This is a genomic window from Kitasatospora sp. NPDC089797 (genome assembly GCF_040684795.1).
In the GTDB taxonomy this organism is placed as follows: Bacteria; Actinomycetota; Actinomycetes; order Streptomycetales; family Streptomycetaceae; genus Kitasatospora.
Map to the genome: position 1 here is coordinate 38,650 of NZ_JBFBGS010000030.1, position 26,659 is coordinate 65,308.

A 26,659-nucleotide genomic window follows, 5' to 3' on the forward strand; every position below is an offset into this window, starting at 1 on the left:
ACGCTACCCGGCCCGCCGCCGCGCCACTCCGTCCCGCCGGCCGCCGTGTCGCCGGGCCCGCGGCCGCGCCCCACCCGGCCCGTTGCCGTGGCGCCGGGCTACCCCGCCCGCCGCCGCGCCGCGGCGGACTCCCGCAGGGCGGCGATCTTCGGGGCGCGGCTCTTCGGCGAGTCGAGGCTGAAGCCGCGGGCGTCGCCGAGCTCGTCCCGGACGAACGCCTCGGTGCGGGCCACCGCGGCGCGCAGCGCGTCGTCCGGCGGGACGAACGACTGGTGGACGATCTCGCCGCGCTCGGTGTCGTACTCCCACAGGCCGACGATCCGGCCGCGGTCCAGCACCAGGTGGGTCTGCGGGTCGGCCTCGGCGCCGAAGGTGCGCCCGGCCCGGCCGGCGGGCAGCGGGCGGGCGGCATCGGCCGGGTCGAGCAGCCGGGGCAGCTCGCGGTGCAGCAGGTGGATGCCGTCGATGCCGGCCAGCAGGGTGTAGTGCGGCTCGGTCGGCGGCGTGAACTCGGCGAACTCCTCGGCGAGTTCGGGCAGCAGCAGCAGGTCCGAACCGGGCTCGACGGGGACCGGGCCGGCCTCCGCGACGGCCCGGCGGGCGGTGGCCGCGGAGAAGCCGGAGAACCAGCGGAAGTGCCCGAGGGTGGCCGGGCCGGCCCAGGAGAAGTAGCGGCGGGCGAGGTCGACGGCGTCCCCGGTGACCGGCTGGTCCCAGCCGGCGTAGCCGTAACGCTGTTGGTCCAGGCGGCCGTTGACCGGCACCCGGCGGATCCGGCCGCGCGACTGCAGCAGTCCGAGGGCCAGCGGCAGGGTGGTCGACAGGCCGCGCTTGCGGCCCGCCTCGCCGAGCGGGCGGACGGCGTCGCCGACCGCCTCCCGGATGGTGGTCGGGTCCAGCGTCCCGCCGTCGGCCAGCACCCGTTCGATGGCCAGGCAGAGCTGCTCCACCTCGTCCCGGCCGACCTCCAGGTGCTTCGCCGCAGCGGTCAGTTCGCCCTCCGGGGCGGCCGCGCCGACCGCCAGGCCGAGCGCGAAGTCGGCGGCCGGCAGCAGATAGGTGCAGCCGCGCGCCGACGGCAGCTCGTGCACCTCCAGCGCGGCCACCGCCGTGTCCACCGCCGCCCGGCCGAGCCCGGCCCGGGCGAACAGGCCCAGGTACGGGGCCGCGCCGCCGACCGACCGGGCCCAGCCGGTGGCGGCCAGCACCTCGGCGGCGGACGCCCCGGGGTGCGGACGGTCCAGCCACTGCCGGTGCGACCACCACGCCCGCAGCTTCCCGATGTCGATCCCACGGCTGTGCTCCATGCGCCCAGTATCGGCGGCCGGGCGGCCCCCCGACCGGAATTCGTTCGCCCGGCGCGGCCCGTTCCGGAGAGGATGCGGTACCCGCTGCCACCTGCGATCGAGAGGGGAACGCATGTCCGCCCCCGGCCCCGAACCGCTCCCCGGTCCCGAGCCGCCCGCCGGCGCCGAACCGCTCCCCGGCGCCGTGCTCCTCTCCGGCGTCGTCGGCTCCACCGCCTACGGCTTCGCCCACGCCGGCTCCGACGTCGACCGGCTCGGCCTGTACGCCGTTCCCACCGAGGAGTTGCACGGCCTGCACCGCCCGGCCGAGTCGCAGGTCAGCACCGCACCGGACGTCACCCTGCACGAGGCCGCCAAGTGGTGCCGGCTGGCGCTGTCCTGCAACCCGACCGCCTCCGAACTGGTCTGGCTGCCCGAGGAGCTGTACGAGACGACCACCCCGCTCGGCCGGGACCTGGTCGGGATCCGGTCGAGCTTCCTCAGCGCCCCCGGCGTCCGCAACGCCTATCTCGGTTACGCGGACCAGCAGTTCCGCAAACTGACGACCCGCGACACCACCGACCCGGCCACCCGGGCCCGGGCCGCCAAGCACGCCCGCCACCTGGTCCGGCTGGTCGAGCAGGCCGTCCGGCTGCACCGCACCGGCCGCAACCTGATCCGGCTGCCCGACCCCGAACGCGTCCGCGACCTCGGCGAACGCATCGCCGACCGCCCCGCCGAAGCCGAACGCCTGCTCGCCGACGCCGCCGACCGCCTCGCCCGCCCCGGCGTCCTGCCCGCGGCCCCCGACCCCCGCCCCGCCGAGGCCTGGCTGCGCCGCGTCCGCGCCGCCCACTACAGCCCGCCTCGAGACGCGCTCCCGGACCCCGGCGCGCCCGGCCAATCCACTGGCGGAGCCCTGGGGCCCACCGGGTAGGATCGCCGTGGTCCTTCCCACCCGGGTGTCCCGGCAGGGCGGGCCGCGGGCCACTAGCTCAATTGGCAGAGCTGCGGACTTTTAATCCGTAGGTTCAGGGTTCGAGCCCCTGGTGGCCCACCGACGACAGAGCCAGGCCGGAGACCAACCGGCCTGGCTCTTCTGGTGTTCGGGGCCTCCCCGCGGCGACGGGGCCCGGCAGCGGCCGCGGCCGGACGGGAAACGCCGGACGGGAAACACGGTACGGGGAACGCCGTACGGGAAACGCCCGGGCGGTATTTCGCGCACCGGGGGAAATCGGCGGCGGAGCACGGACGGGACGCGTCACGGTGTTCGCGCGCAACGGTGGGGCCGCCCGGCCCGGATTTCCCCGGGAAGGCGTCCCGCCGGCACCGGTCGGGGTATTCCGTGGAATCGTCGGCGGGCCCGGTGGGCCGGTGCTCGCGGGTGCGGCGCAGGGCGCTCGCGCGGGCTTTTGAATTCCGGTCCGTTTCACGGCCGGTGGGGAATCTGACGGCACTTCGGAGGCGGCCGTCGACCCGTGTGCCGAGGGCCGTAATCGCCTCCGTGCGAGGGGGGTTCACGCCTCCCGCCAATCGCCGGGCGGCGACGGCGGGATGTGATGTCCGTCACGCCCATGAGGGCATCGGCTGGATGCGGTGGGCGGGCCCCGGGTTGTGGTTCGGCGGTACGGGCACGTCGTGCCCCCCGGTCGCGGCCGCTTCGGGGCAGGAGGTTCGGCTCCATCCGGAGGGCAGTCGTCCGCACCCGACGTTACGATCGGTTTCCCAGGGCTAACTGGCAGCGAACGATCCTGTTACGGGGCTCATTGACGTCGGGGGGTGGCAGGGATGGGAAGGGCCGAGCTTTCACATCTCGGGGTCACGGAGGACGAGGAGACCGTTTACCGGTCTGTTCTGCGGTCTCCGGGATTGGACGTCGAGGCGCTCGCCCCGATTGTCGGAATGGGGGCCGAGAGCCTCAGAAGGATTCTGTGCCGACTCGAGCACGCCGGCATGGTGGCCGTGGTCGGGGCCCAGGGATTCGAGGCGGTCGACCCGTTCGTGGTGCTGGAGCGATTGGTCGAGGGCAGGCTCGCGGAACTCCAGACGGAGTTCCAGCGCGTCATATCGTCCCGGCACCTGGTGAACACCCTGCTCGACGACCAGCGGGAGGGCCGGCACCAGTCGGTGTCGGACGGTGTCGAACGGATCGACGGGCCCGATCGCATCCGGGCCCGGATCGACGAACTGGCCTTCTTCGCGCACCAGGAGGTCCTCTCCGTCCAGCCGAACGGCGCGTTGTCCGCGGCCGCCATCGAGGGGGCGAAGGAGGCCGACCTGCGGGCGCTGCGTCGCGGCACGGTCATGCGCACCATCCTGGGGACGGACGCGCTCTACGACCGGCGGACGACCGACTACCTCACCGAGTTGTGCGCGAGGGGGGCGCGGATCAGGAACCTCAACGGTCCGCTCGAACGCGTGCTGATCTTCGACCGGCGGATCGCCATGGTCCCGGTGGATCCCCGGGAGACCAGCCGGGGCGCGTTGATCATCCGTCAACCCGGCCTGATCGCGAGCCTCACCGCCCTCTTCGAACGGTGCTGGGCGGTCGCCGAGGACTTCGGCCGGGAGCGGCTGACGGAGATCGAGCACCAGGTGCTGAAGACCATGGTCCGGGTCGAGAAGGACGAGGCGGGGGCCCGCGAACTCGGCATCTCCGTGCGCACCTACCGCGGCCACATCGCCCACCTGCTGCGTCGGCTCAACGCCACCCACCGCACCCAGGGGGTGCTGGCGGCCCGCGACCGGGGCTGGATCTGAACGCGGAACTCGCGGAGCGTTTCGGGGCCGGGATGTCCGGGCCGCTCGCGTCCGGTATTCGGTGAGCCTTTCCGGAGAACTGCCCGGAACCCGGTACTTCCGGGTTCCGGGCACTGCGTGGAGTTCCGGGCGTCAGGGCGCCTCAGTCCCACGCATGCGTTCCGTCCGCACTCGCGTTCACGTTCATCCGCAGCGCGCGGACCCGGGCGTGCCGGGGCCGGACCGTCGTACACATCGTTGCTTCTCCCCGCGTTGTCGCCGCATTTCCGAGCGACCACGAATATGCCGATCCGGCGGCAGGCCGGGAGGATTGTTCCGGTGCAGCATGTTGCAAGTGGTCCGTGCACCAAGATGCAGTGCGCGACCGCCGACCCGGCCCGTTCGGCGTGGCACACTCGCACGGCCGGGACGGGAGCGTCCCGGCCGGAACAGGTCGGTCGGTCACGGGGGATCAGGTGTTCAATCCGAAGTACGGCGCCGGTGCGTGTGCGCACCGCGGCCGGCGGTGTCGCAGAGCCGGGGCGTGAGTCCGGTGGCCGTCATCGCGGTGTCCGACCTCGTCAAGCGCTACGGCGAGCGGACCGTCGTCGACCACGTCTCCTTCCGGGTCGAGGCCGGTGAGGTCTTCGGCTTACTGGGGCCGAACGGGGCCGGCAAGACGACCACGGTCGAGATCCTGGAGGGCATCCGGACCGCGACCGGCGGCCGGGTCGAGGTCCTGGGCGTCGACCCGGCGACGGCCGACCGGGCCTGGCGTGCCCGGGTGGGCGTGGTGGCCCAGGGCGGCGCGGACCACGGTGACTGGCGGGTGGGCGAGTTGGTGGCCCAGTTCGCCCGCTACCACGGGGCCGCCGCCGCTGCCGCGGAGCAGGTGATCGAACTGGTCGGGCTCACGGCGCAGCGCGGCACCCGCGCGGACCGGCTGTCCGGCGGCCAGCGCCGCAAGCTGGACGTCGCCCTCGGCATCGTCGGACGCCCCGAACTCCTCTTCCTGGACGAGCCGACCACCGGGTTCGACCCCGAGGCCCGCCGGGACTTCTGGGAGATCGTCCGCGGCCTCGCCCGGCAGGGCACCACCATCGTGCTCACCACCCACTACCTGGACGAGGCGAGCACCCTCGCCGACCGGTTGTGCGTGGTCAAGGAGGGCCGCGTGCTGCAGATCTCCACGCCCGGGGAGCTCGGCCGGGAGCACGGTGCGGCGGTGGTGAGCTGGCGGACCCCCGGGGGGACGCGCTCGGAGCGGGCCCTCGACGTCGCCGCCACCCTGCGCCGGCTGGAGGAGGAACTCGGTGGCAGCCCACCGGACTTGGAGATCCGCCGGCCGTCCCTGGAAGACCGCTACCTGGCCATGATCGGGGAGGACCGGTGACCGCCGCGACCGCTGCCGGGCCCGGGCGCCGGGCCCTTGCGTCCCCGCTGGTGCTGGGCCTCGTCCGGGGCGCCGGGGAGATCCGGGTCTACCTGCGCGACCTCCAGGCCGTCGGGTTCGGCCTGGTCCTGCCGGTGGGCCTGATGCTGCTGTTCGGGACGCTGTTCAAGGGCGAGGTGGACGGCACGTCCGTCCAGGTGCGCGACGTCATCGTGGCCGGGGTGTGCGCCTCGGCCGTCATGTCGGTGGCCTTCGGGTCGCTCGGCGTGATGATCGCCGCGGACCTGGCCGACGGGACCGTCCGGCGGTTGATGTCCACCCCGTTCCCGCTCGCCTCGTACGTCATCGGCAAGCTGCTGCTGGCCGGTGTCCTGGCCGTCCTCGGCGTCGGTGCCGTCCTGGCCGCCGCGGTGCTGCGGTTCGGGTTCCGCCTGCCGACCGATCCGGCGCGGTGGGCGACCTTCGGGTGGGTGTTCCTCCTGGGGCTGGGGGCGACCTGCCTGCTCGGCGTCCTGGTCGGCTCGCTCGTGACGGACCCGAAGAAGTCCGGCGGGCTGGTGCAGCTCCCGTACATCTTCCTGCAGTTCGTGTCGGGCGTGTACTACGCCTTCGGCGGCCTGCCCGCAGGCCTCCAGCAATTGGGTGCGCTGTTCCCGTTGAAGTGGATGGCGCAGGGCATGCGTTCGGCTTTGCTGCCGAATTCCTACACGGCCGCCGAGGTGGCCGGTTCATGGGAGTCCGGGCGCACCGCACTCGTGCTTTCGGCGTGGATCGCCGTCCTGATCCCAATGTGTTTCTGGAGCGTCCGACGGCGGGTTCTCCGCGACCGCTGACGGGTTTCCTCGGGCGCCTGCGCGCGCAATTCCGAAGGTAGCCACGAACAGGCTGACGGATTCATCTGTCGGCCCGTCAGTGCTGCCCGGAAACAGGCTTTCCGGCGAATTCCGGAACGGCCCGGAAGGGCTCGTCTTTTTGGTTGATCGGTGATCTCCACCGGTGCTACGTTCGAGTCAGCCGGCCTCTCGCAGGGCGGGAGTTCATGGCTTCAGGGGCCGGATCTATCGAATCCCTGAAAGAGAAAGGGGTCTCTCATGGAGGCCACCATCGTGATCAGCGGCGACGACTTCGCCGCATTCGGTGTCGAGGAGCTTTCCGTCCTCGACGTCAATGACGCCGTCGCCCTTCCGGAGCTCGGTGCGTCCCACAGCAACTGGCTGTGCTGCTCCTCGTCGAGCTCCTCCTCGTGCTGCTGACCCTCGGTCAGTAGAGAACCGTCCACGGTGTCCGGGGCCTTCCCCGGGCCGTGGCGGCGTACCACCCGTCGGCCGTCCGGCCGACGGCCGATCAACATCGGTTGAAGGGAAGTTCACTCATGGAGCTTCAGACTCTGCTGAACGACGCGGACCTCGCGGCCTTCGGTGTCGAGGAGCTGTCCGTCCTCGACGTCAACGACGCCGTCGCCCTTCCGGAGCTCGGCGCCTCCGACTCGCCGCACTGGTGGTGCTGCTCGTCCTCCAGCTCGTCCTCGTGCTGCTGATCCAGCGCGGCTGAACTGACCCTGGCGGCGGTGCCAGCCCGCCCGTCACCGCCGCCAGGGCGCCCCCGAACGCGAGGAGAGACGATGGAGTCCTTGGCAACAGGAGTTCCGCACGACGGAGTCGACGCGGGCCCCGCCGGTGCCGTCGGCCTCCGGACGTACCTGCACAGCCGGGACACCCGTCCGTGGGTGGCCGGGCACCTGGGCCCCGCGGTGACCTGGCTGCGGGAGGAACACGGCTTCCTCGTCCAGTCGCTCCGCCGGGGGTGGCTGCACGGGTCGCACCTGGACCTGCTGGTGCACGACGCGCAGGGGCGCGACATCCCGCTCGGACCGGTGGTGGCCCGACTGCGGGACGGCTGCCGGGACGTCGAGGTGACGGCCGTGGACGAGGAGTCGTACCTGCGCAACGCCGAGCGGCTGGGCGCCCTCGAGGGCGTGGCCGGCCCCTACCTCCCGCTGCACCCGCACGGCTCGGTCGAGGTCCTGACCGCCGGGGCGATCCGCGGCTGGGGCCAGGAGACCGAGCGGCTGCGCCGCAGTGCGCTCGCCCGGATGACCGACGCCCTCCTCGCCACGGCGGCCGCCGACGGCGAGGGTGCCCTGCTCCACCACCTGGTCGGTGCCTTCGCCGCGGTGGCGGCGACCCACCCGGCCGGAACCGGCCACGGGTGCATCTCCTTCCGCTCCCACGTCGAGTCCTTCCTGCACTGGAACAGCCGGGGCGGCCGGATCCGCGCCGCCCTGGAGCAGCGGCTCGACACCGAACGGGCCGCGATCGACGCCTCGGTGGCGTCCGCGCTCGCCGGTACGGGCGACGCGGTGGCGACCCGGTGGACGGCCGCGGCCCACTACGTCACCGGACTGTTCGACGCGGCGGTCGCGACCGGCGCCCTGGACTACCGCGACGTCCAGCGGCTGTCCGGTGCGGACCCCGCGGCACCACGCATCGAGGCGGTCTTCGCGCACGACTCCTTCCAGCGGCCGGCGACCCTGAGCGAGTTCCACCAGGAGACCGAGGCGACCGGGGTGACCAGCGATCCCGGTGCCTGGTTCACGACCTACCGGGTCCTGGTGAACCTCTTCTACCAGCAGCTCCCGGTGCTGGACGTCTCGCCGTTGACGCGGCTCTACCTCTGCCTCGCGGTCAGCGACTCCGTGGACCGCCTCACCGGGCGGAGCTGGCGGGACCGCCTGGAGCCCCTGAAGCCGGACTACCGGGCCCGCGACCTCGACGCCGACCGGCGTCCCGAGCCGTCGCGGGGGCCCTGACCGGCCACGGATGAGAGTGATGACGGTCGGGCGGGTCCACCCCGCCGGCCGTCCGGACCGCCGGACGCGGTCCACCTTGCAGCGCAAACGTACGTCTTGGGAGTGTCGGTGACGGTTGAGACAGCGCCTGTTCGGGCCACGGGCGAGCAGCGGCGGTTCCCGCGGGTCGCGGACACCCTGATGCTCCGGGTCAACCCGATGAAGCGACAACGGCTCGCGGACGGCGAGTTCGCCGCGCTCCTGGCCGAGTACGGCGAGGCGCAGGCCGAGTCGGCGCGGTGGGAGCCGCTCTGCTCCGCCGAGTTGCACGCCGCCGTCGGCGCCGCCGAGGGGCCGCTGCGGTCGCGCCTGCTCCGGGTCCGCCGGGACGTCCACAACGGCCGGCGTCCCGACGTCACCGGGCTGGACCTGCCGCCCGCGACCGTGGCGTGGCTGCGCCTGGCGGACCGCACCCGGGAGTTGGAACGGGAGCTGGCCGAGCGGCGACCGGCCGCACTGGAGTCCGAGCGGGCGCGGCTCGCCGGCCTCGTCGAGGACGAGGACTTCCGGCGGGCGCTCGCGCTGAGCGCCCCCGAGGTCCTCCAGGCCGCCGTCCGGTACTCCGGTGCGTGGGAGCAGGGCGGCCTGTCCAAGGGCGACCGCAAGTCGGAGCGCGGCCTGCTCCAGTTCGTCGCGCGGTCGATGGTGCGCACGAGCCCCCTGAGCCGGTTCACCGCGGTCGGCCTGGCCGCGCTCGACCGCGCCGGGGAGGGGCTCGGCACGGCCGACGCCTCCGGCGCCGTCCCGTTCGTCTCCCTCGACCTGCCGCTGCTCAACTACGTGCTCGGGGGCGTCGCGGACGAGCAGGCCGACCCGTGGGTCCAGCAGTCGCCGACCGTGTCCGAGGAGGCCGACTCGGGCCGCGTGACCTTCGTCCACACCAAGGACCGCACCACCCGCCGGCTGAGCGTGCCGCACACCGACTCCGTGCACGCCGTGCTCCGCGCGACCACGATGGGGCCCCGCCGGTTCAGCGCCGTGGCGGCCGAGGTCGGGGAGCGGCTGGGCACCGGCCGTCCGGAGGCCGCGCGGCTGGTCGCCGGCACGCTGTCCATCGGACTGCTCTGCCGGGCGCCCGCGGGCCGGGAGAGCGGCGGCCTGCTGTTCGGCGGCGCGCTGGACCGGGCGCCGGAGGGGGCCGCGGCCGAACTGGCGGCGGTGCAGCGCGAGACCGACCGCCTCGCCTCGGCGGACGCGGCGGAGCGGACCGCTGCGCTGGAGCGCCTGCGGGCCGCGGGCCTGGCGCTCTCCCAGCGGGTCGGTCGCCCCGCCCGGCTCCAGGTCAACGAGGACTTCGTGCTGCCGCCCCGGCGGGTCTCGCTCGCCGGGCACACCCGGCAGCTCGCCGACCTGGCGAACTCGGTCGAGTTCCTGTCGCTGTTCGACCGGATGCACGACGTCCGGGCGCTGCTGAGCGCGGCCTTCGTCGAGCGCTACGGCAGCGGCGGCGCCGTGGGCCTGCTCGACTGCGCGGAGTACCTGGTCACCAAGGTGTACATCCGGGAAGGCGTCCTGGACGAGGGGAACGCGGCCGATCTGGGCCCGGCGGACGGCTCGTTGAAGGCCCTGCACGCCGTCCGGCGGCAGGCCCTCGACGAGCTCTGCGCGGACATCGACCGGCGGATCGGGACGTCCCGCGAGCAGGGCCCGCCGCACCTGCCCGAGGTGGTCTGGCCCTCGGAGCGGCTGGCCGAACTGGCCGCCGGCGCCCCGGCCCGGACCAGGCGGGGGACGCTCTCGTACGGCGTCCTGGTCCAGAGCGCCGGCGACCGGCTGGTGGTCAACGACGCCTACGCGGGCCACGGCATGCTCTACGGACGCTTCCTGGAGGCGGACGAACGGCTCGGCGGCGACGCCGGCCGCCGGCTGTCCGCCGTGCTGCACGACTGGTACGGCGACGGCGCGCGCGTGGTCGAGGACGCCGGCCTGCACCGGCTGAACGTCAACCGGCACCTGCCGGTCCTGCCCGACCGCCTCGGACCGGACGACTGGGCGCGGCTGCGCCTGGTGCACGACGAGGAGACGGACACCCTCCACCTGACCACCGGGGACGGGGAACGGGTGCAGGTGATGACCCTCGGCGCCGGCATGCCCGAGCGCTACCCGTACCCGCTCCGCCTGGCCAACTGGCTGGTCACCGGCGGCCGGCTGGTCCGGGACCTGGGCGCCGAGTGGCACCGCCGGCACGCCGACCCCACGGGCCCGACCTCCGGCTCGCCCCGGCTGGTCGCGGGCTCGGTGGTGCTCAGCCGCCGCCGCTGGTATCCGGGGGACGACACCGGGGAGCTGTTCGGGCCGGGCGTCGACACCGAGGACCAGCTGCTCGGGCTGGCCCGCTGGCGCGGCCGGCACGGCGTCCCCGACCAGGTCCTGCTCAAGTCCGAGCTGCTGCGCTTCGGCCGCCGGCCGGCCCCGGCGTCCGACCCGGGCGATCCGGGCGCACCCGGGCGCGGGCGGGACAAGCCGCAGTACGTGGACTGCGCCAGCGTCCTGTTCGGCAGGGCGCTGCCGCGGATGCTCGCCCGGCGCGGATCCGGCTGGATCGAGGAGGCGCTCCCGGCGGTGGAGGAGTCGGCGCACGCCGCCGAGTGGGTGGTGGGGCTGGCCCGACCGGACGGTGGGTGCTTCGAGTACGAGGAGTGGCTGTGACGTTGATCCGACTGCGACCGGGTGTGCACTACGCCCCGGTGGACAAGGGCGTCTTCATCGGTGCGGCGGGCGCCAGGTTCGTGCTGACCGGGCCGCCGGCCCTGCTCCGGCTGCTCGACGCCTGCGTCCCGCGGCTGGAGGCCGGCTGCACCGAGGACGACGTCATGGCCCTGGTCGGTGCTTCCGGGCCCGGCCGGGCGGCGATGACCCACGTCCTGACGGCGTTCCGCTCGCACGGGCTGCTGCTGACGCCGGAGCAGCTCGGCGGGCCCGAGCCCGCCACCGCCGACCGCGACCGCTTCGCCGACGCGCTCTGCCAGTTGGAGGCGGAGTCGGCCGATCCCCACGCCGCCTTCGCGCGGGTCCGGGCGGCCCGGGTCGCCCTGTGCGGTCCGGTCCGCCCGCTGCTGCCCGCGGCCCGGACGCTGGTGCGGTGCGGCTTCGCCGAGGTCGTCCTGCTGCTGTCCGCCGAGGACGTCCCCGCCGCCGCTGCGACGGCCGCGCTCCACCCCGCGGTGACCGTGCTGGAGCAGCACGGCGCCGAGGCCTCGGCCCTCCGGGTCGACGCCGCCGTGGTGCTGGCGGCCGCGGACGCCGACGGCCCGGCGGGCGTGCCCCCGGTGCTGGCGGACACCGTGGTGCCGGTGCTGCTGGACGACCGGGCGGCGGTCGTCGGCCCCGTCGGCGGGCGCGCACCGGAGTGGGCGCGGGCGAGCGAGCTGCACGCCCGGGCCGCGTTCTGGGCGCGGGACGGCGGGCCGCTCTCCCGCGCGACCGGTGAGGCCCTGGCCGCCGCCCTCGCGGGCCAGTTGCTGTTCCGCCGGTTCGGCGGCATCGATCGCCCGGAGAACGCCTACGTGGTGCACGGGCCCGCCCTCGCGGCCGAGCCGCTGACGGTCGACCTGCGCTCGGACGACACCACCGCGGACTCGGCGCTCGGCCCCGACGGCGAGGACTCCGCTCCGTCGCTCGACGAGTCGCTGGCCGCGGTGCAGGCCGTGGCCGTCGGATGGCAGGGCCTGATCCGGCTGTCCACGCCCGACGACCTCCCGCAGCTCCCGCTGGCCCTCGCCGCCGCGGAGAGCGCGGTGCCGGGCCGGCCGATGGTGGTGGGCTGGGCCGGGGACCAGGCCGCCGCGGCGGTCGAGGCCGGTCTGGCGGGTCTTCGCTCCGCCGCCGCCGGACCGGCGGACGCGGTCGGCGCGGCCGGTCTCACCGAGGGCCGCTGGCTGCTCGACGGTGCGCTGCGGATCCTGGCCCGCTCGGCCGGGGACGCCGCCGAACTGCCGTACGGGAGCCTGCCGAGCCCGGAGGGCCGTCGGCTGTGGCGGGCCCTGGAGGACTACGAGGGCGTTGCGGTCCGGGTCGTCGTGCGGACCGTGGCGGGCCTGGACTGGCGGCTCGCGGAGGTGGTCGACCGGAGCACCGACCTGGTGCTGGCGGCCGGCTGGGGGCGGGACGGCGAGCACGCCGCGCTCGCCGCGCTCGGCACCGCGCTGGCCAGGGTCCAGGTGCGGCGCACCATGGCGGCCGACCTGGTCGGGCCGCAGGTCGAGACCTCGGCGATCAACGACGTGGAGGCGGCCGAACTCGCGCTGCTCCGCGAACAGGTGGGCGAGCTGGCGGCCGAGCGGGGGGCGCGGTTCCGCGGTACGGCCCGGACCGCCGACCGCCTCCTGGGCGCTCTCGGCCCGTGGTCCGGCCCGGTCCGGCTGGAGGACGACCATGACTGCTGACGGGCTGGAACTGGCCGACTGGCTCGCCGCCGCGCTGGCCGACGGCGGGCAGCGGGCGGCCCGGTTCACTCCGGCCGGACTGCTCGCCGCGGCCGGCGGCACCGCCGGGGCGAGCGTGGACGTGTCCTTCGGCGAGGGCTGGGACCTCGCCTGGGAGCGCGGCTGCCGGGACCGGGCCCCGCACGGGCTGCTGTCGGTGCGCCGGATCTGGGACGAGGTGCTGATCGGCCCGCTCTGGCTGCGGGACGGCGCCACGGGCTGCGCCGGCTGCGCCGAGGTGCGCGGGCTGGTGGCGGTCGACCACCCGCTGCTGGGCCGGCCCGAGCAGCGCTACGGGGGCGGGCCGCTGCCGACCGGTCTCGCCGACCTGGTGTCCGTGGTGGTCGGGAACGGGGTCGACCACCCGCTCGACCCCGACGGGCTGATCGCGGTCAGCGCCCGCTCGATCCGCCGGCACCACGTCCGTCGCGCGTTCTCGTGCCCGATCTGCGGCGAGACCGCGCGCCCGGCGACGGCCGCCTCCCGGGAGACGCCGGTGACCCGCCCGGAGACGGCCGTGCCTCACCCGGAGACGGCCGTCCCCCGCCCGGAACCGCTGCGCCTCGCGGCCCGGCCGAGCCCGGACCGGATCCCGCTGCGCGGCCACCGGGACGGCATCGCCCTCGACCGCACGACCCTGCGGGCCCGGCTGGTGGACCCCCGGTTCGGCCCGGTCCTGCACGTCTTCCGCGACACCCAGGCGCCCTTCGCGATGTGCGACGCGCTGCTCCCCGAGTCCCGGAACATGGGCTACGGACGCGGCCTGACGGTCGGTCAGGCCGAGCCGGTCGCCATCCTGGAGGCCTACGAGCGCCTCGCCGGCTTCCCGCACCACGGCCGGGTGGTCAAGGGCCGGTCCCGCCGCTCGCTGGGCGAGGACGCCATCGACGTGACCGGCCTCGGGCACTACACCCGGGCCCAGCTCACCCACCCCAGCAGCCGGGTGCTGCCGTGGAGCGAGAACGCCCCGACCGACTGGGTCTGGGGGCACGACCTCGCCACCGGGCGGCCGCGGCTCGTCCCGGCCGACGTCGGCTTCTACCTGTACGAGTACGAGCACCGCCTCGACTACCACGGCTCCCGCAGGGCCGGGGCCGGCACCGCGCCGCGCAACCACTTCGACGAGTCCTCCAGCGGCTGCGCCCTGGGCGGCAGCCTGGAGGAGGCGGCCGTCCACTCGCTGCTGGAACTCGCCGAGCGCGACGCCTTCCTGATGGCCTGGCACTGCGGCCGCCCGCTCCCGCGGATCGACCCGGCGACCGTGTCGGACCCGGTGAGCCGGCAGCTGCTCGACCTCATCGCGAGCAAGGGGTTCGAGGCGCACCTGCTCGTCGCGAGCAACGACCTGGGCGTTCCGGTGGTGTGGGGCTGTGCGGTCAACCGCGAACGGCCGATGCCGGCCGGCTTCTCGGCGGCCGGCTCCAGCGTGGAGCCGGCGGCCGCCGTGCGCGCCGCACTCTGGGAGCTCGGCCAGATCGTCGCCCAGCCCTTCGCGCTCGACACCGAGCGGCTGCGCCCGATGCTCACCGACCCGTGGAAGGTGGAGACCCTGGAGGACCACCTGGAGCTCCACGCCCTGCCGGAGAGCCTGCCCCTGCTGGAGCGCTTCCTGACCGGCCCGGTGACCCCGCTGGGCGAGGCCTTCCCGGGCTGGCCCGGACAGTTGGTCGCGCACGCCGGCGGGGACGTCCGCGGGACGCTCGACCACCTGCTGTCCTGCTTCCGGCAGGCGGGCCTGGACGAGGTGGTGCTGGTCGACCAGTCGACCCGGGACCACCGGGACCTGGGGCTGCGGGCGGCGAAGGCGGTCGTGCCCGGCATCATCCCGATGTGCTTCGGCTACGCGCAGCAGCGGGTCGCCGGGCTGCCCAGGCTGAGCCGGGCCATGGCGGCCGCCGGCGTTCCGCTCGGCGAGGACGAACTCCCGCCCCACCCGCACCCGTTCCCGTGACCGGCACCGCACACTCAGGAGGACACCCGGTGGACATCGCGCCGGTGCTTCGCCACGCCTTCGCCCAGGGCCCGGGCAAGACCATCGTCACCGCGCCCATCGTCGTCCGGGAGGTGCCCCCCACCACCTTCGACCAGCTGCCGCCGGGCCGTTCCGGCCGCCGCGCCGTCCCGCTCCCGCTCCGGACCGTGGACCTGCTGGAGCGGGCCCCGTTCTGGACCGGGCGGGTCGACACCACCGCCATGGACCGCGACGAGGTCCTCGGCCGGGTCGTGACGGCCGCGTTCGGCTACCAGCGCCGTGAGCCCTGGAACGAGTACCCGGACCACCGGGGCTACGCCTCGGTGCGGAGCCGCTACCCCGTGCACGCCTTCGTGGTCCGTGACGGGGAGGACTGGTTCGCCGACCCGTACGGGCACCGGCTGGTCGGCCGGGACGGGACCGGGGCCGGCGGTACCGCACCGGCCGACGGCATCGCCCTCACCGGCCGCTACACCCATCTCCCGTACTACTACGAGCTGTTGCGCGGCTCGCTGGTGGACCTGGAGGTGGGGATCAACCTCCGCAGCCTGTGCGTGGCCCTGGAACTGTTCGGCGTGCCCTCGACCGTCCGGGTGCCCGACGCCGCCGGGCCCGGACTCCTGCACCGCCTGGGGCTGGTCCCGGACGGCGAGTGGTCCCTGCCGCTGACGGTGGAGCTCGCCGAGGCGGAGGCAGAAGCGGGGCCGCCGCCCGGGGCCGGGGCCGGGGAGACCGCTGCCTCGGTGCCCGCGACCACCGGCGGACTGCCGGACCCGTGGCTCGGGGAGATCGTCCGGCACAACCGCGCCCAGGCCGTCCCGCAGCCGGGCGGGCCCGCGCCCCGGCAGGTCCCGGAGGTCCGCCGGGCCGTCCCCGCCTCCCCGTCGGCCGCCGCCGGGGAGCGGTCCTGGGCGGAGGTGCTGTACCGGCGCAGCTCCGGGCGGATGCCCAGGGGGCTGCCGGGCATCACCGGACGCCCCCGGCGGCTCCCGGCGGAGGCGCTGACCGACGCCCTCGCCTGGTGCCGGGTGCCGCCGCCATCGCCCGAACTCCGGTCGGTCCAGCAGTACTTGAGGACCACCGTCGCGGTCCAGAACATCGAGGGCCACCCGGCCGGGGTGTACCGGGTGACACCGGACGGCGCGTCCCTGCTGACCGAGGACGCCGCCGTCTGCGCCCGGCTGGAGGCCTGTTACGGGACCCCGCTCACGGCCCGCAACGGCAACGCGATCCGGCACGCGTCCATGCTGTGGTTCGTCTCGGTCGACCTGCCCGCACTCCTCGCCGACCTGGGGGCGGGGGCCTGGACCACCGCCCAGCACTGCGCGGGCTGGGCCGCCCACGGCGTCTCGCTCGCCGCCGCCCGGCACGGGCTGTACGCGCGCCCCTCGCGGGCCTTCGAGGACATCCTGACCCAACCGGTGCTCTCCACCGCCCCGGGGGAGACCACTCTGCTGAGCGTGGTCTGCGGCACCGAGCGGTACACCGAACCGGCGCTCGACCTGAGGGTGTGAACGAGTGATGACCAGCGTGCAGCAGAAGGCGTGGACCTCCTGGCACCTCCACCTGCCCAGCGACCGCAGCGACCTCCAGGACGACCTGGTGGTCCGGGTCGTCGCGCCGGTCGCCCGGCGGGCCGCCGCCGACGGCTGGTTCTTCATCCGCTACTGGCAGGCCGGCCCTCATCTGCGGCTGCGCCTGGCGGGCCTCGACGACCGCCGGGCGGACGCCGTGGAGGCGCAGTTGGTGGCGGCCATGGAGCCGTTCCGCCGGGCGGCGGCCGAGGGCCGGGAGGCCGCCGACGAGGCCTACCTGTCGCACGTCCGCGGCATGGCGGCGGCGGGCGAGGAGGGCGTCGCCGTCGCGGCCGAGCCGCTGCTGCCGGCCGGGGTGTACCGCCGGCCCTACGAGCCGGAGGTCGAGCGCTACGGCGGGCCCGCCGAGATCGGTGCGGCCGAGCGGCTGTTCCAGTGCTCCAGCGAGGCGGTGGCCGCCCTGCTGGAGCTCGCCGGAGGGCCGCAGGTCCCCGCGGGGGCGAGGCTCAGAGCGGCGTTGCAGGCGACCGCGGTGGCGCTGGCCGTCCTGCCGGACGACGCCCGGCGGGTGGAGTTCTGCGACCGCGGGGTGCAGTCCTGGGAACGCTGGCTCCGCGCGTCCGGAGCGCCCCGGGAGCAGATCGACGGACTGCACGCCGAGGCGGCGCGGCTCGCCGGGCAGCTCGGGGGCTCGGCCGGGGCCCTGCTGCGCGGTCCGGCCGTCGGCCCGGTCCGGCGCTGGGCCGACGGGCTGGCCGGGACGATGGCCAGACTGGCCGACGATCCGCGGGCCCGGCCGGAGTCCGTGCTCTTCTCCCACCTCCACATGTTCCACAACCGCCTCGGTACGGCGGTGCGGGTGGAACTGCTGTGCCACGCGATCCTGCAGCGGCTGATCGCGCCGATCGGACAGGAGCGACGATGACCGGACGGCCCCCGCTGCCGAAGGACGTACTGGCCCGGCTGACCGGTCGTCCGGAGGACTTCGACGGCGCCGGCCCGGCCGAGCCGGTGCTCTACCGCGGCCGCGGCGACCTGCGCGACCTCCTCTCGTACGCCGCCGTGGACCGGATGCTCGCCGAGCGGCCGCTGCGCCGGCCGGCCCTCCGGCTCATCCACCGGGGGCGCCAGCTCCAGGACCACGAGTACGTGCACCAGCGCACCGTCCACGCGGACACGGCGGACCCGCTGCGGATCGGCGGGTGGCTGGCCGAGGGCGCGACCCTGGTGCTCCAGGGGCTGGAGGACTTCTGGAACCCGGTCGGCGACCTCGCGGCCGGGCTCGGCCGCGAACTCGGCCACCCGGTCCACGTGAACGCGTACCTGACGCCGCGCGGGAACGCGGGTTTCGGGCTGCACTACGACACCCACAGCGCCTTCATCCTCCAGGTGGAGGGCGAGAAGGAGTGGGTGCTGCACCCTCCCCGGGTGACGGACCCGCTGCCCCACGAGACCTGGGAGGTCATGGCCGAGCGCCACGGGTGGGAGACCCTCGTGCCGCCCGGCGGCCCGGAGCCCCGGCGGGTGGTGCTGCGGGCCGGGGACTGCCTCTGGCTGCCGCGCGGCTGGATCCACGCGGCCGAGGCGACCGAACACCCGTCGCTGCACCTGACGGTCTCCGTCGACACGGCCACGGCCGCCTGGGCGTGGCTGGAGCTGGCCGGCCGGATCGCCGCCTCGCCGGGCCTGCGCGGCGTGCTCGGCGGTGCCGTCGTCACCGACGGGGAGCAGGCCCGGGCCGCGGTGCGCGACGTGCTGGCCGCGGCGGCGCGCTGGATCGACGCCGCGGACGTCACGGAGGTGGCCGAGCTGGTCCGGACCGCCGCCCTCGGCCGTTTCCCCGGCCCGCTGCCCGAGGCCGCGAGCGGCTACGTCGGGGCGACCCCGCAGGACTACCTCGACCGGCGGTTCCGCGTGCTGCGCCACCACGTCTTCGGCGTGGAGGTCGAGGGGGACCGGCTCCGGATCCGGCTGGCGCGGCGGACCCTGACCATGCCGGCGAAGCTCCGGGAGGGCATCGAGTCGATCCTCGCCCGCTCCGAGATCACCGGGGACCAGCTCGGCTGGCTCGGCGATCCGGAGAGCCGCGTCGCGCTACTGCAACGTCTGCACCGCGAAGGGCTGTTGGCCATGGTCCCGGAGTGACCGGACCGATCCCTTCCCGTCTGCACATCGATCACCACCATGGAGCACCAGTGGAATTCGGCATTTCCTTCCTGCCCGACGTCGCCCCCGGGACCATGTCCGCGAGCGAGTACTACCAGGGCGTGCTCGCGCTCTCGCGGCTGGCCGACCGGCTCGGCTACAGCCACGTGAAGATGACGGAGCACTACCTCCACCCCTACGGCGGCTACTGCCCCAGCCCGTTGAACTTCCTGACCGCGGTGGCCGCGCAGACCGAGCGGATCCGGCTGATGACCGGCTGCCTCCTGCCGTCCTTCCACCACCCGGTCAAGATCGCCTCCTACACGGCCATGGTGGACGCGATCAGCAACGGCCGGCTCGACGTCGGCTACGCCCGGGCGTACCTGCCGTACGAGTTCGAGACCTTCGACGTCCCGATGGACGGCAGCCGCGAGCGCTTCGAGGCCACCATCGCCGCGGTCACCGAGCTGTGGACGCAGGAGAACGCCACCCGGGAGACCCCCTACTTCTCCTACCGTGACGCCACGACCCTCCCGCGCCCGGTGCAGGCCCCGCACCCGCCGACCTACGTGGCCGCCGTCCGCACCCCCAGCAGCTTCAGCCGGATCGGCGAGCTGGGGCACGGGCTGCTGATCACCCCGGGCGGGCTCGACATGCCGGCCGACCGGGTCCGCGCCTACCGGGAGGCCTTCCAGCCGCGGACCGCCGCGATGCCGGAGCCGCGGGTGGTGGCGAGCCTGCCGCTGCTGGTCGGCGAGAGCGTGGCGGAGGCGAACCGGCTGGCCGACCGCTACCTCCAGAACTACCTGGACGTCTGGACCTCGGCGGTGGACTCCTGGAACAACGTCTCGTCCTCCGACTACGCCTCGTACTCCGGGATGAGCCGTTTCCTGCGCACGATGTCCGGCACCGACCTGCGGCTGACCGGGAGCGCCATCGTCGGTACGCCCGACATGGTGATCGACCGCATCCACCGGTTCGTGGAACAGGTGGGGCAGGTGGACAGCATCCTGTGGCAGGTCGACTTCGGCGGAATGCCGTACGAGGTCGCCGCCCCGAGCCTCCAGTTGTTCGCCGACGAGGTCATGCCGAAACTGGCCGGCTGATCCGGTCGCCCGGACCGGTCGCTCGAACCGGCCGTCAGATCCCGGCCGTCAGATCCCGGCCGTCCGATCCGCTCGGCCGCACCGGTTGTCCGGATGGGACCGGCCGTACCGGGTTAAGCTGATCACGAACTGATCGATCAATAATGCCCTTGGGCGCCAGACAAGTTGGTGCCCGGACCGTCCGCTGACAGGCAAGGCGGCGATTCAGTGGGAGGGGCCCGCCGAGGAATGAGGAGAGCACGTCCGATGGTGATGTCCAGTACTCCCGAACGCCGTTTGCTGAGGAAGCAGATCCGCGGCGGTCTGACGGGTGCACTCACCGGTTCACTGTTCGGTGGTCTCTGGTACCTGCTCGGGCTCAGTTCGCTCTCCGGTGCGCCGTTCACGATCGCGCTGGTGGGCGGGTGCCTGCTGCTCGGTCTCGCGCTGCTGTCCATGCTGAACATGGCGTGGTTGGCGGCCCGGGTCCCCGAAGGGGCGCTCGGCGGCCCCGCGTCCGAGCGGACCGGGCGGTACGGCTTCACCACCATCCTGATCGCCGAGTCGATCGCGCTCGGGGCGGGGAACACCTACCTCCAGAACACGCTCCACCGTCCGGAGTGGATGCTGACCTGGTCGGCGCTGGTCGTCGGGGTGCACTTCCTGCCGCTCGCGAACACCCTGGGCGTCCCGATGCTGAAGGGGGTCGGCGTCGGGATGATCGCCATCGGCGTGGCCACCCCCCTGCTGGTCGGACTCGGCGGGTTGCCGGACTCCTTGTGGCAGGCGCTGCCCGGCCTGGGCTGCGCGGCCGTGCTCTGGGGGGCGGCGGTCGTGACGGGCACGCGCAACCGCGCGCTCGCGGCCGCCTGAGCGGCCCGGCGGCGGCCGGTCCGGTCGGATCGAGGGCGCTCTCCCTGTCGGGGAGGGCGCCCTCGGCCGTTCCGGGGCCGGCGGGGGACCCATCCCAGTGACGTTCGTGTGGATACTTTGTGTCTCTTCGTCCGATTAATGTTATTTGTCCATGATGCGGGAAGCCGGGGGATCCGCCCCCGCCCACCAAGGAGACCTCCTTGAAGCTTCGCCTTCCCCTCGTCATGGCCACCGCCGTGCTCGCCGGCCTGGTCGCCCTCCCCGTCCAGTCGGCCGACGCCACCACCCGGAGCGTGCACGTCATCAGCGGGCAGGGCGCCGCCCTGTGCAACGACGGGTTCGTCTGTCTCTACGAGAACTACGGGCTCAACCGGCCGGTGAACGGCCGGGTCATGCTGGCCGACGAGAACGTCGACTGGATGTCCGACTACGGCTTCGACAAGATCATCAGCTCGGTCTGCAACCACACCGGCACCGCCGTCACCCTCTTCTCGCAGCCGGCCTACGAGGGCACCTCGTTCACCGTCCCGTCCGGCCACTGCACCGACGTGCCCGCGGCCTTCAACGACCAGACGTCCTCGATGATGCTGAACTGACCGCACGGTCCCGCGGCGGCCCCTCCACCCGTTCCGGGGGAGGGGCCGCCGTACGTGCCCGCCCCCGTTTATCGATTGCCCCGCCCCCGCGGGGTTCGTATCCTGCTGCGCAACGCGTCGACGGAGACGAGTAGCCAGGGATCACGCGAGCAGAGAGAGCCGCCGGCAGCTGGGAAGGCGGTCCCGCGCCCCGAGGTGAAGACCCTCCTGAGCTGCGGGGAGGAACGGCCGCCGTCGAGGCGCTCCAATGCCCCGCCGGCCGGCCCCCGTCACCGGGCCGAACGAGGCCGCCACCCCGGTGGCGGCGAAAGTGCGGTGGTACCGCGAGTCCCCTTCTCGCCCGCACTCCCAAGGGATCATGACGATGTCCTTCGGAGGACCTCAATGATCCACAACCGCGTACGCGTCGCCGAGCTGCGCGCACACCTCGGCCGTACCGGGTCCGAGCCCGGGTCCGGGTCCGTCTCCGTCTGCGGGTGGGTGCACGCCCTCCGCCTCCAGGGCAGGATGCAGTTCGTCATCGTGCGGGACGGCACCGGCCTGGTGCAGGTCACCCACCGGCGGGACGGCGGGCCGCTGGAGGCCGAACTCCAGGCGCTCACCCCCGAGTCCGCCGTCCGGATCGCCGGCCGGGTGGTCGAGGCGGCGCAGGTGAAGCTCGGCGGTCTGGAGCTCGTCCCGGAGACGGTCGAGGTGCTGAACCCGGCCGCCACCCCGCTGCCGATCGACGACCGGACCGGGCCGGAACAGCGCCTGGACTGGCGCTACCTGGACGTGCGCCGCCGGCCCGCCGCCCAGCTGCTGTTCGCCGTGCAGACCACCCTGGAACAGGGCATGCGTGCGTACGCCTACGCCGAGGGCGCCACCGAGATGCACACCCCCAAGCTGATGGGCACCGCCTCGGAGTCCGGCGCGGAGGTCTTCGAGCTGGGCTACTTCGGTCGCAGCGCGTACCTGGCGCAGTCGCCGCAGTTCTCCAAGCAGATGGCGATCGCGGCGGGGGTGGAGAAGGTCTTCGAGATCGGCCCGGTGTTCCGCGCCGAACCGTCGTTCACCTCCCGGCACGCCACCGAGTTCACCGGCGTCGACGTCGAACTGGCCTGGATCGACGACGTGGAGGAGGTGATGGCCTTCGAGGAGCGGATGCTCGCCCACGCGATCGGCAGGGTCGCCGAGGTCCACGGCGCGGCCGTCGCCGAGCAGTTCGGCGTCGAGGTCACCGTGCCGACCACCCCCTTCCCCCGGATCACCATGGCCGAGGCGCAGGAGGTCCTGCGCGCGGGCGGCTGGGACCGGGAGGGGGTCAAGGAGGACCTGGACCCGGAGGGCGAACGGGCGCTCGCGGCCCACGTCCGGCGGACCACCGGGCACGAGTTCGTCTTCGTCACCCGCTACCCGGTCGGCATCCGGCCGTTCTACCACCGGCGGGCGGCGGACGACCCCGGCGTCACGCTGAGCTTCGACCTGCTCTGGAACGGCCTGGAGGTCACCACCGGTGCCCAGCGCGAGCACCGCCACGACGTGCTGCTGGCGCAGGCGGCCGAGAAGGGCATGAACCCGGAGCCGATGCGGGACTACCTGAACGCCTTCCGCTACGGGTGCCCGCCGCACGGCGGCTTCGGGATGGGGCTCGGGCGGGTGCTGATGGTGCTGCTCGGCCTCGGCTCGATCCGCGAGGCGACCTTCCTGTTCCGGGGGCCGAACCGGCTCTCGCCGTAACCGTGGAGGGGGACGGGTCGGCGCAGGACGTCGGATCGGCCGACTTCCTGCGCCGGGCTGCTGTGCCGCGCCGGGCTGCCGTGCTCAGGCGAGGGCGGTGACCAGCAGGGTGAAGGCGGCGACGATGACGGCGACCCGGGCGTAGTGGTAGCGGTCCCAACGGCGGCTCTGCTCCTTCCAGTCGGCGGGCCGGTCCTCCGGGGTCCAGGTCTTGCTGCGGTTGTTGATCGGGACGAGCAGCAGGACGGACATCAGCACGCTGACGATCAGCAGGCCGGCGGCGGTGAGGACGAGCCCGGTGCCGTGCCGGTGCCGTCCGGCGACCGCCCAGACGCCGGCCAGGACGACCGAGCCGATGTACCAGAACGGCATCAGGGCGCCGAGCATCCGGCCCCCGTGGGCGCGGGCGAGCTGGCCGGCGTCCTCGGGGAGGGCGGCGAAGATCCGGTTCATGACGAAGGCGACGGAGAGCTCCACCCCCACCATCAGGCCGACGGCGACGGTGGTGAAGACCTCGAGTGCGGTGAGCATGGTGACCCCCAGAATCTAGCGCTGCTAGCTGTTGGTTCAACGCTAGACCTGCTGTCGCTCGGTTGTCTAGCGGTGCTAGCATCGGGTCATGTCGGTACAGGAACGCAAGCAGCGCGAACGGGCGGAGCGGGAGCGCCTCATCGTGGCGACCGCCCGTGGACTCGCCGAGCAGCAGGGCTGGGACGCGGTCACCACCCGCCGGCTCGCCGAGCGCATCGAGTACAGCCAGCCCGTCCTCTACAGCCACTTCCGCGGCAAGCGGGAGATCATCGGCGCCGTCGCGCTGGACGGCGCCACCGAGCTGGCCGCGGCGCTGCGGGCCGCGACCGCCGTCGCGGACGGCCCCCGCGCCCGGGTCGCCGCCCTCGCCCGCGCCTACCTCGACTTCGCGGCCGCCAACCCGGCGGTCTACGACGCCATGTTCCAGCTCGACGGCGGCCTGGCCTTCGCCCAGGAGTCCACCCCGGAGCAGCTGAAGGACGCCTTCGCCGCGCTGCTGGAGACCCTCGGCGAGGTCGCCGGGGAGGGCGTCCACCCGGGCGTGTTCACCGAGGTGTTCTGGGCCTCCCTGCACGGCCAGGCGACGCTGACCCGCGCGGGCCGGCTCCCGCCGGAGTACCTCGACCAGCGGGTGGACCTGCTGGTGGACCGGCTGGCCTTGCTCTGACGCGCGGGCTCCGGCGCCGTGCCTTGTCGGAGCGGGCTGGTTGGATCGCCGCATGACGAACTGGTCGCAGCTCAGCCATGCCTACGGTCCCGCCGACGACATACCGGCCCTGCTGGAGCGGATCACCGCGGAGCGGAAGGCCGAGCTCTGGAGCGAACTGTGGTCGGCCCTGTGCCACCAGGGCAGCGTCTACCCGGCGAGCTTCGCGGCGCTGCCGTGGCTGGCGCGCACGGCGGAGGGCGGGGACCGCGAACAGGCGGTCAACGCCCTGGTCCTGGCGGGCGCGATCACGGCCGGCGCCGGTCAGTTGCACGGGGACGGTGAGCTGTGCGAGGCCGGTCAGCTGCGCGGGGCCGGCGAGCTGCGCGGCGCCGGTGACGTCCGGGCCGAGTACGCGGCGGAGATCGAGGCCCTGCTGCGGGCGGTGCACCGGTACCGCCGAACCGCCGCGGACCGCGCCGACTACGTCCACCTCCTCGAAGCGATGCTCGGCTTCGAGGGCGTCGAGGGCTGGAGCGAGGACCTGGCCTGGGGGCTCGGCAACGAGGAGTTCGAGGTCTCCTGCCCGGACTGCGAGGCGGGCCTGTTCCTCGTCTTCGGCGAGGCCGGCCACTTCTCCACCAGCCACGACTACGCGCTCTCGGAGGACGTCGCCGGGAGGCCGCTGCGACCGGCCGACCCCGCAGCGATGGACGGCATCGGCCGACGCCTCCACGACCTGGCCGTGGCGGACGGGCAGCCCGGGGTCGCGCACGCGCTGACCTACGTCTTCGGCGCCGCGACCTGCCCCGACTGCGAGGCCGACTTCCCGGTCGCCGATCAGGTCCGGGCCGACTGCTGAGGGGCCGGGCCGTTCCGGCGCGCGCAGGACGTCGGACGGGCCGCTACGCCCCTGCCGGGCCGCGACGGTCGCGGCCCGGCAGGGGTCGGGCTGTGCGCTGGGGCGGGCAGGGCTCCCCAGTGCTCGGTGGTGCGGTTACTCCTGGATGTACGTGTCGCTGAAGCTGGTGCCGCCGGAGGAGAGCGCGCTGGTGCTGGCCTCGTACCCGGAGTTGGAGCTCGGGTCGAGGGCGACCGGGTTGGTCGAGCCGAGGGACTTGCCGTTCACCTTGGCCGAAGTGAAGGTCACCGAACCGAAGTTGGGGTACGAGCCGGTCGGCGACTCGATGATGACCTCGGCGCTGGTCCGCTGGGCGGAGGTGGACTTGGTGGTGGTGTACGTCCAGCCGGCCGTGGAGTCGACGAGCTTGAGGGTGTACTTGCTGCTGCCCGCGTACGTCACCGAGGCGGCGATGCTGTCGCCGGCCGAGACCGGGTACGAGCTCTGGCTCAGGTAGACCGGGGCGGCCGGGTACATCTCGTACCAGGCCTGGTTGACCGGGCTGCCGCTGGAGCAGTCGGTGGCGACACCGGTCTGCTCCACGCTGGAGGAGCCGTAGCCGTCGATGCCGACCCACGGCGCGTACAGGTCGTTGGAGGAGTTGCAGGTCGCGTCGGGCTCGACCCAGGAGGCGGAGACGGAGCTGTAGCCGCTGCCCTGGGCGGCGTACCCGCCCCAGTTGTAGCCGTTGGTGTTGTACGAGAGGGGGCGGAACGAGAGCGCCGCGTGGGCGGCCGTCGCACTGGCCGGGAGGGCGGGGGCGGCGAACGCCGTGGCCGTGGCGGCGACGGTGACGAGACGTATCAGGGACTTGCGCATGCTGAACTCCTTCGTGAGGGGACGAACAGGAGATCCACACGCCGACCGCGGCCGTGGGTGGGGGTGGCCGCCGGCGGGTGGCAGTACAGGATGACGGGGCTGTCATGACCTGGGCAAGGGGCCCAAGGCGAAGGTTGGCGAAGCCATTGCCCGGCCAGGGCGGCGACTTGACGATCCGTCCGAAGATCGGACGCCGAAGGCCCGCACCGTGAGACGGAGCGGGCCTTCGTGCGGATTCAGTGCAGGTCGGAGTCGTCCTCCGGGGGCCGGATCTTGAGGGTGGCGAGGACGCCGAGGGCGACGGTGGTGATCGCGAGGGCGAGGAGGGCGAGCAGGATCGCGGCGACGGGGAACTTCACCGGCGCCAGGCCTCGTCACGCTCCAGGTCGCGGAGGAGGTTGAGGAGGTTGAGCAGGGTGCTGACGGGGGCGTTGCCGAAGTCGACCAGCAGGCGGCCGTCGAGGGTGCGCTCCGGGGTGCCGGCGGAGCCCCAGAGGAGGCCGTGGGGGAGGCCGCGGCGGTGCAACTCGCCGAGGAGGGTGGTGATCTGGGACTTGGTGTAGTCGCGCATCCGGGGGTCGTCGGGCGCGACGGGGGTGCGGGTCACGCGTCGGAGTCCAGCTCGTACCAGACGGACTTGCCGCGCAGCTGCGGGTCGACGCCCCAGCGGTCGGTGAGGCCCTCGACCAGCTGGAGGCCCCGGCCGTTCTCCGCGAGGGAGGGGTGGGTGGTGGTCCGGGGCTGGGGGAGCGCGTCGCACTCGTCGGAGACGGAGACGTGGAGGGTGCGGGGGTGGAGGGTGAGGACGATGACGGGGGAGGGGGTGGCGCCGTGGCTCCAGGCGTTGGAGATGAGCTCCAGCAGGGCGAGTTCGGCGTTGAAGACGGCGTCGGGGGACCAGTGGCCGGTGCGGGCCATGGCCGCGCGGAGGGCCTGCCGGGAGAGGGCGAGGGAAGGGGTGTTACGGGTGCACACGGGAACCTCCGTGAGGCTGTGGTGTGGGGAGAGGTGTGCTGCAACGACGGCAGCGCAGAGTGGTGCTGACGATCCGTCGGATCGAGCCGAGAACGACGATAGCGCGGCCCGCCACAGATTTGTGGCGGGCCGCAAGAAGTTCCCCCTAACGTGGCAGCGCCGGTGAGGCAGA

Annotated in this window: 25 protein-coding genes and 1 tRNA gene; 20 read left to right on the top strand and 6 right to left on the bottom strand. The window is 73.9% G+C overall.

What is annotated here, in order from left to right; translation table 11 throughout:
- Positions 1–98: 98 nt before the first annotated feature.
- Positions 99–1,307 carry a crosslink repair DNA glycosylase YcaQ family protein gene (locus AB0O91_RS24270; RefSeq protein WP_363436591.1) on the bottom strand — a complete coding sequence of 403 codons (1,209 nt, stop codon included), beginning with the start codon at positions 1,305–1,307 and terminating at the stop codon, positions 99–101.
- Positions 1,308–1,419: 112 nt separating this feature from the next.
- Between AB0O91_RS24270 and AB0O91_RS24275 the strand changes: the two genes are divergently transcribed.
- The 18 genes from AB0O91_RS24275 to aspS all read left to right on the top strand — a co-directional run bounded on the left by AB0O91_RS24275 (position 1,420) and on the right by aspS (position 22,615).
- The gene (locus AB0O91_RS24275; protein WP_363436594.1) at positions 1,420–2,223 is read left to right on the top strand and encodes a nucleotidyltransferase domain-containing protein; all 804 of its coding nucleotides are present in this window, start codon (positions 1,420–1,422) and stop codon (positions 2,221–2,223) included.
- Positions 2,224–2,270: 47 nt separating this feature from the next.
- Positions 2,271–2,343, top strand: a tRNA-Lys gene (locus AB0O91_RS24280).
- An 896-nt stretch (positions 2,344–3,239) separates the two neighbouring features.
- The gene (locus tag AB0O91_RS24285; protein ID WP_363436597.1) at positions 3,240–4,046 is read left to right on the top strand and encodes a LuxR C-terminal-related transcriptional regulator; all 807 of its coding nucleotides are present in this window, start codon (positions 3,240–3,242) and stop codon (positions 4,044–4,046) included.
- 523 nt (positions 4,047–4,569) lie between these two features.
- On the top strand, positions 4,570–5,418 hold the full coding sequence (locus AB0O91_RS24290; RefSeq protein WP_363436600.1) for an ABC transporter ATP-binding protein: 849 nt from the start codon (positions 4,570–4,572) through the stop codon (positions 5,416–5,418).
- On the top strand, positions 5,415–6,251 hold the full coding sequence (locus AB0O91_RS24295; RefSeq protein WP_363436603.1) for an ABC transporter permease: 837 nt from the start codon (positions 5,415–5,417) through the stop codon (positions 6,249–6,251). Before AB0O91_RS24290 ends, AB0O91_RS24295 begins: the two co-directional genes overlap by 4 nt.
- A gap of 258 nt (positions 6,252–6,509) precedes the next feature.
- Positions 6,510–6,671, top strand: coding sequence for a thiazolylpeptide-type bacteriocin (locus AB0O91_RS24300; protein ID WP_196949975.1), 162 nt, complete (start codon positions 6,510–6,512; stop codon positions 6,669–6,671).
- A 119-nt stretch (positions 6,672–6,790) separates the two neighbouring features.
- Positions 6,791–6,955: a thiopeptide-type bacteriocin gene (locus tag AB0O91_RS24305; protein WP_196949976.1), complete on the top strand. Its 165-nt coding sequence runs from the start codon at positions 6,791–6,793 to the stop codon at positions 6,953–6,955.
- A gap of 93 nt (positions 6,956–7,048) precedes the next feature.
- Complete coding sequence (locus tag AB0O91_RS24310) at positions 7,049–8,227, top strand: hypothetical protein (protein WP_363436607.1); 1,179 nt, start codon at positions 7,049–7,051, stop codon at positions 8,225–8,227.
- A 108-nt stretch (positions 8,228–8,335) separates the two neighbouring features.
- A complete protein-coding gene (locus tag AB0O91_RS24315; protein WP_363436610.1) occupies positions 8,336–10,915 on the top strand; it encodes a hypothetical protein in 2,580 nt (859 codons plus the stop codon).
- Positions 10,912–12,651, top strand: coding sequence for a hypothetical protein (locus tag AB0O91_RS24320; protein WP_363436612.1), 1,740 nt, complete (start codon positions 10,912–10,914; stop codon positions 12,649–12,651). The genes AB0O91_RS24315 and AB0O91_RS24320 overlap by 4 nt, the downstream gene beginning before the upstream one ends.
- Positions 12,641–14,641, top strand: coding sequence for a YcaO-like family protein (locus AB0O91_RS24325; protein ID WP_363436615.1), 2,001 nt, complete (start codon positions 12,641–12,643; stop codon positions 14,639–14,641). The genes AB0O91_RS24320 and AB0O91_RS24325 overlap by 11 nt, the downstream gene beginning before the upstream one ends.
- A 29-nt stretch (positions 14,642–14,670) precedes the next feature.
- A complete protein-coding gene (locus AB0O91_RS24330) occupies positions 14,671–16,176 on the top strand; it encodes a hypothetical protein (RefSeq protein WP_363436618.1) in 1,506 nt (501 codons plus the stop codon).
- A 7-nt stretch (positions 16,177–16,183) separates the two neighbouring features.
- Positions 16,184–17,122: a thiopeptide-type bacteriocin biosynthesis protein gene (locus AB0O91_RS24335; RefSeq protein ID WP_363436621.1), complete on the top strand. Its 939-nt coding sequence runs from the start codon at positions 16,184–16,186 to the stop codon at positions 17,120–17,122.
- Positions 17,119–18,342 (top strand): cupin domain-containing protein, encoded by a 1,224-nt coding sequence (locus AB0O91_RS24340; protein WP_363436624.1) that lies wholly within the window; start codon positions 17,119–17,121, stop codon positions 18,340–18,342. The genes AB0O91_RS24335 and AB0O91_RS24340 overlap by 4 nt, the downstream gene beginning before the upstream one ends.
- A gap of 50 nt (positions 18,343–18,392) precedes the next feature.
- Positions 18,393–19,448: an LLM class flavin-dependent oxidoreductase gene (locus tag AB0O91_RS24345; RefSeq protein ID WP_363436627.1), complete on the top strand. Its 1,056-nt coding sequence runs from the start codon at positions 18,393–18,395 to the stop codon at positions 19,446–19,448.
- Between the two features lie 246 nt (positions 19,449–19,694).
- Complete coding sequence (locus AB0O91_RS24350) at positions 19,695–20,300, top strand: hypothetical protein (protein ID WP_363436630.1); 606 nt, start codon at positions 19,695–19,697, stop codon at positions 20,298–20,300.
- Positions 20,301–20,500: 200 nt separating this feature from the next.
- A complete protein-coding gene (locus AB0O91_RS24355) occupies positions 20,501–20,896 on the top strand; it encodes a peptidase inhibitor family I36 protein (RefSeq protein WP_363436633.1) in 396 nt (131 codons plus the stop codon).
- Positions 20,897–21,280: 384 nt separating this feature from the next.
- Positions 21,281–22,615, top strand: a complete 1,335-nt coding sequence (gene aspS, locus AB0O91_RS24360) for an aspartate--tRNA(Asn) ligase (RefSeq protein ID WP_363436636.1) — start codon at positions 21,281–21,283, stop codon at positions 22,613–22,615.
- A gap of 84 nt (positions 22,616–22,699) precedes the next feature.
- On the opposite strand, the gene AB0O91_RS24365 is transcribed toward aspS, so the two are convergent.
- Positions 22,700–23,146 (bottom strand): DUF1772 domain-containing protein, encoded by a 447-nt coding sequence (locus tag AB0O91_RS24365; RefSeq protein WP_363436639.1) that lies wholly within the window; start codon positions 23,144–23,146, stop codon positions 22,700–22,702.
- A gap of 88 nt (positions 23,147–23,234) precedes the next feature.
- Here AB0O91_RS24365 and AB0O91_RS24370 point away from each other — a divergent pair, with 88 nt between their 5' ends.
- Together AB0O91_RS24370 and AB0O91_RS24375 are read left to right on the top strand one after the other, a co-directional pair.
- Positions 23,235–23,813: a TetR/AcrR family transcriptional regulator gene (locus AB0O91_RS24370; RefSeq protein ID WP_363436642.1), complete on the top strand. Its 579-nt coding sequence runs from the start codon at positions 23,235–23,237 to the stop codon at positions 23,811–23,813.
- A 52-nt stretch (positions 23,814–23,865) separates the two neighbouring features.
- Positions 23,866–24,654 carry a hypothetical protein gene (locus tag AB0O91_RS24375; RefSeq protein ID WP_363436644.1) on the top strand — a complete coding sequence of 263 codons (789 nt, stop codon included), beginning with the start codon at positions 23,866–23,868 and terminating at the stop codon, positions 24,652–24,654.
- A gap of 135 nt (positions 24,655–24,789) precedes the next feature.
- On the opposite strand, the gene AB0O91_RS24380 is transcribed toward AB0O91_RS24375, so the two are convergent.
- The 4 genes from AB0O91_RS24380 to AB0O91_RS24395 all read right to left on the bottom strand — a co-directional run bounded on the left by AB0O91_RS24380 (position 24,790) and on the right by AB0O91_RS24395 (position 26,487).
- Positions 24,790–25,512, bottom strand: a complete 723-nt coding sequence (locus AB0O91_RS24380; RefSeq protein ID WP_363436647.1) for a G1 family glutamic endopeptidase — start codon at positions 25,510–25,512, stop codon at positions 24,790–24,792.
- A 236-nt stretch (positions 25,513–25,748) separates the two neighbouring features.
- The gene (locus tag AB0O91_RS24385) at positions 25,749–25,871 is read right to left on the bottom strand and encodes a hypothetical protein (RefSeq protein ID WP_363436650.1); all 123 of its coding nucleotides are present in this window, start codon (positions 25,869–25,871) and stop codon (positions 25,749–25,751) included.
- Entirely contained in the window at positions 25,868–26,119 is a 252-nt protein-coding gene (locus AB0O91_RS24390) for a hypothetical protein (protein ID WP_363436652.1), read from the bottom strand. The genes AB0O91_RS24385 and AB0O91_RS24390 overlap by 4 nt, the downstream gene beginning before the upstream one ends.
- Complete coding sequence (locus tag AB0O91_RS24395) at positions 26,116–26,487, bottom strand: ATP-binding protein (RefSeq protein WP_363436655.1); 372 nt, start codon at positions 26,485–26,487, stop codon at positions 26,116–26,118. Before AB0O91_RS24395 ends, AB0O91_RS24390 begins: the two co-directional genes overlap by 4 nt.
- Between the last annotated feature and the right edge of the window lie 172 nt (positions 26,488–26,659).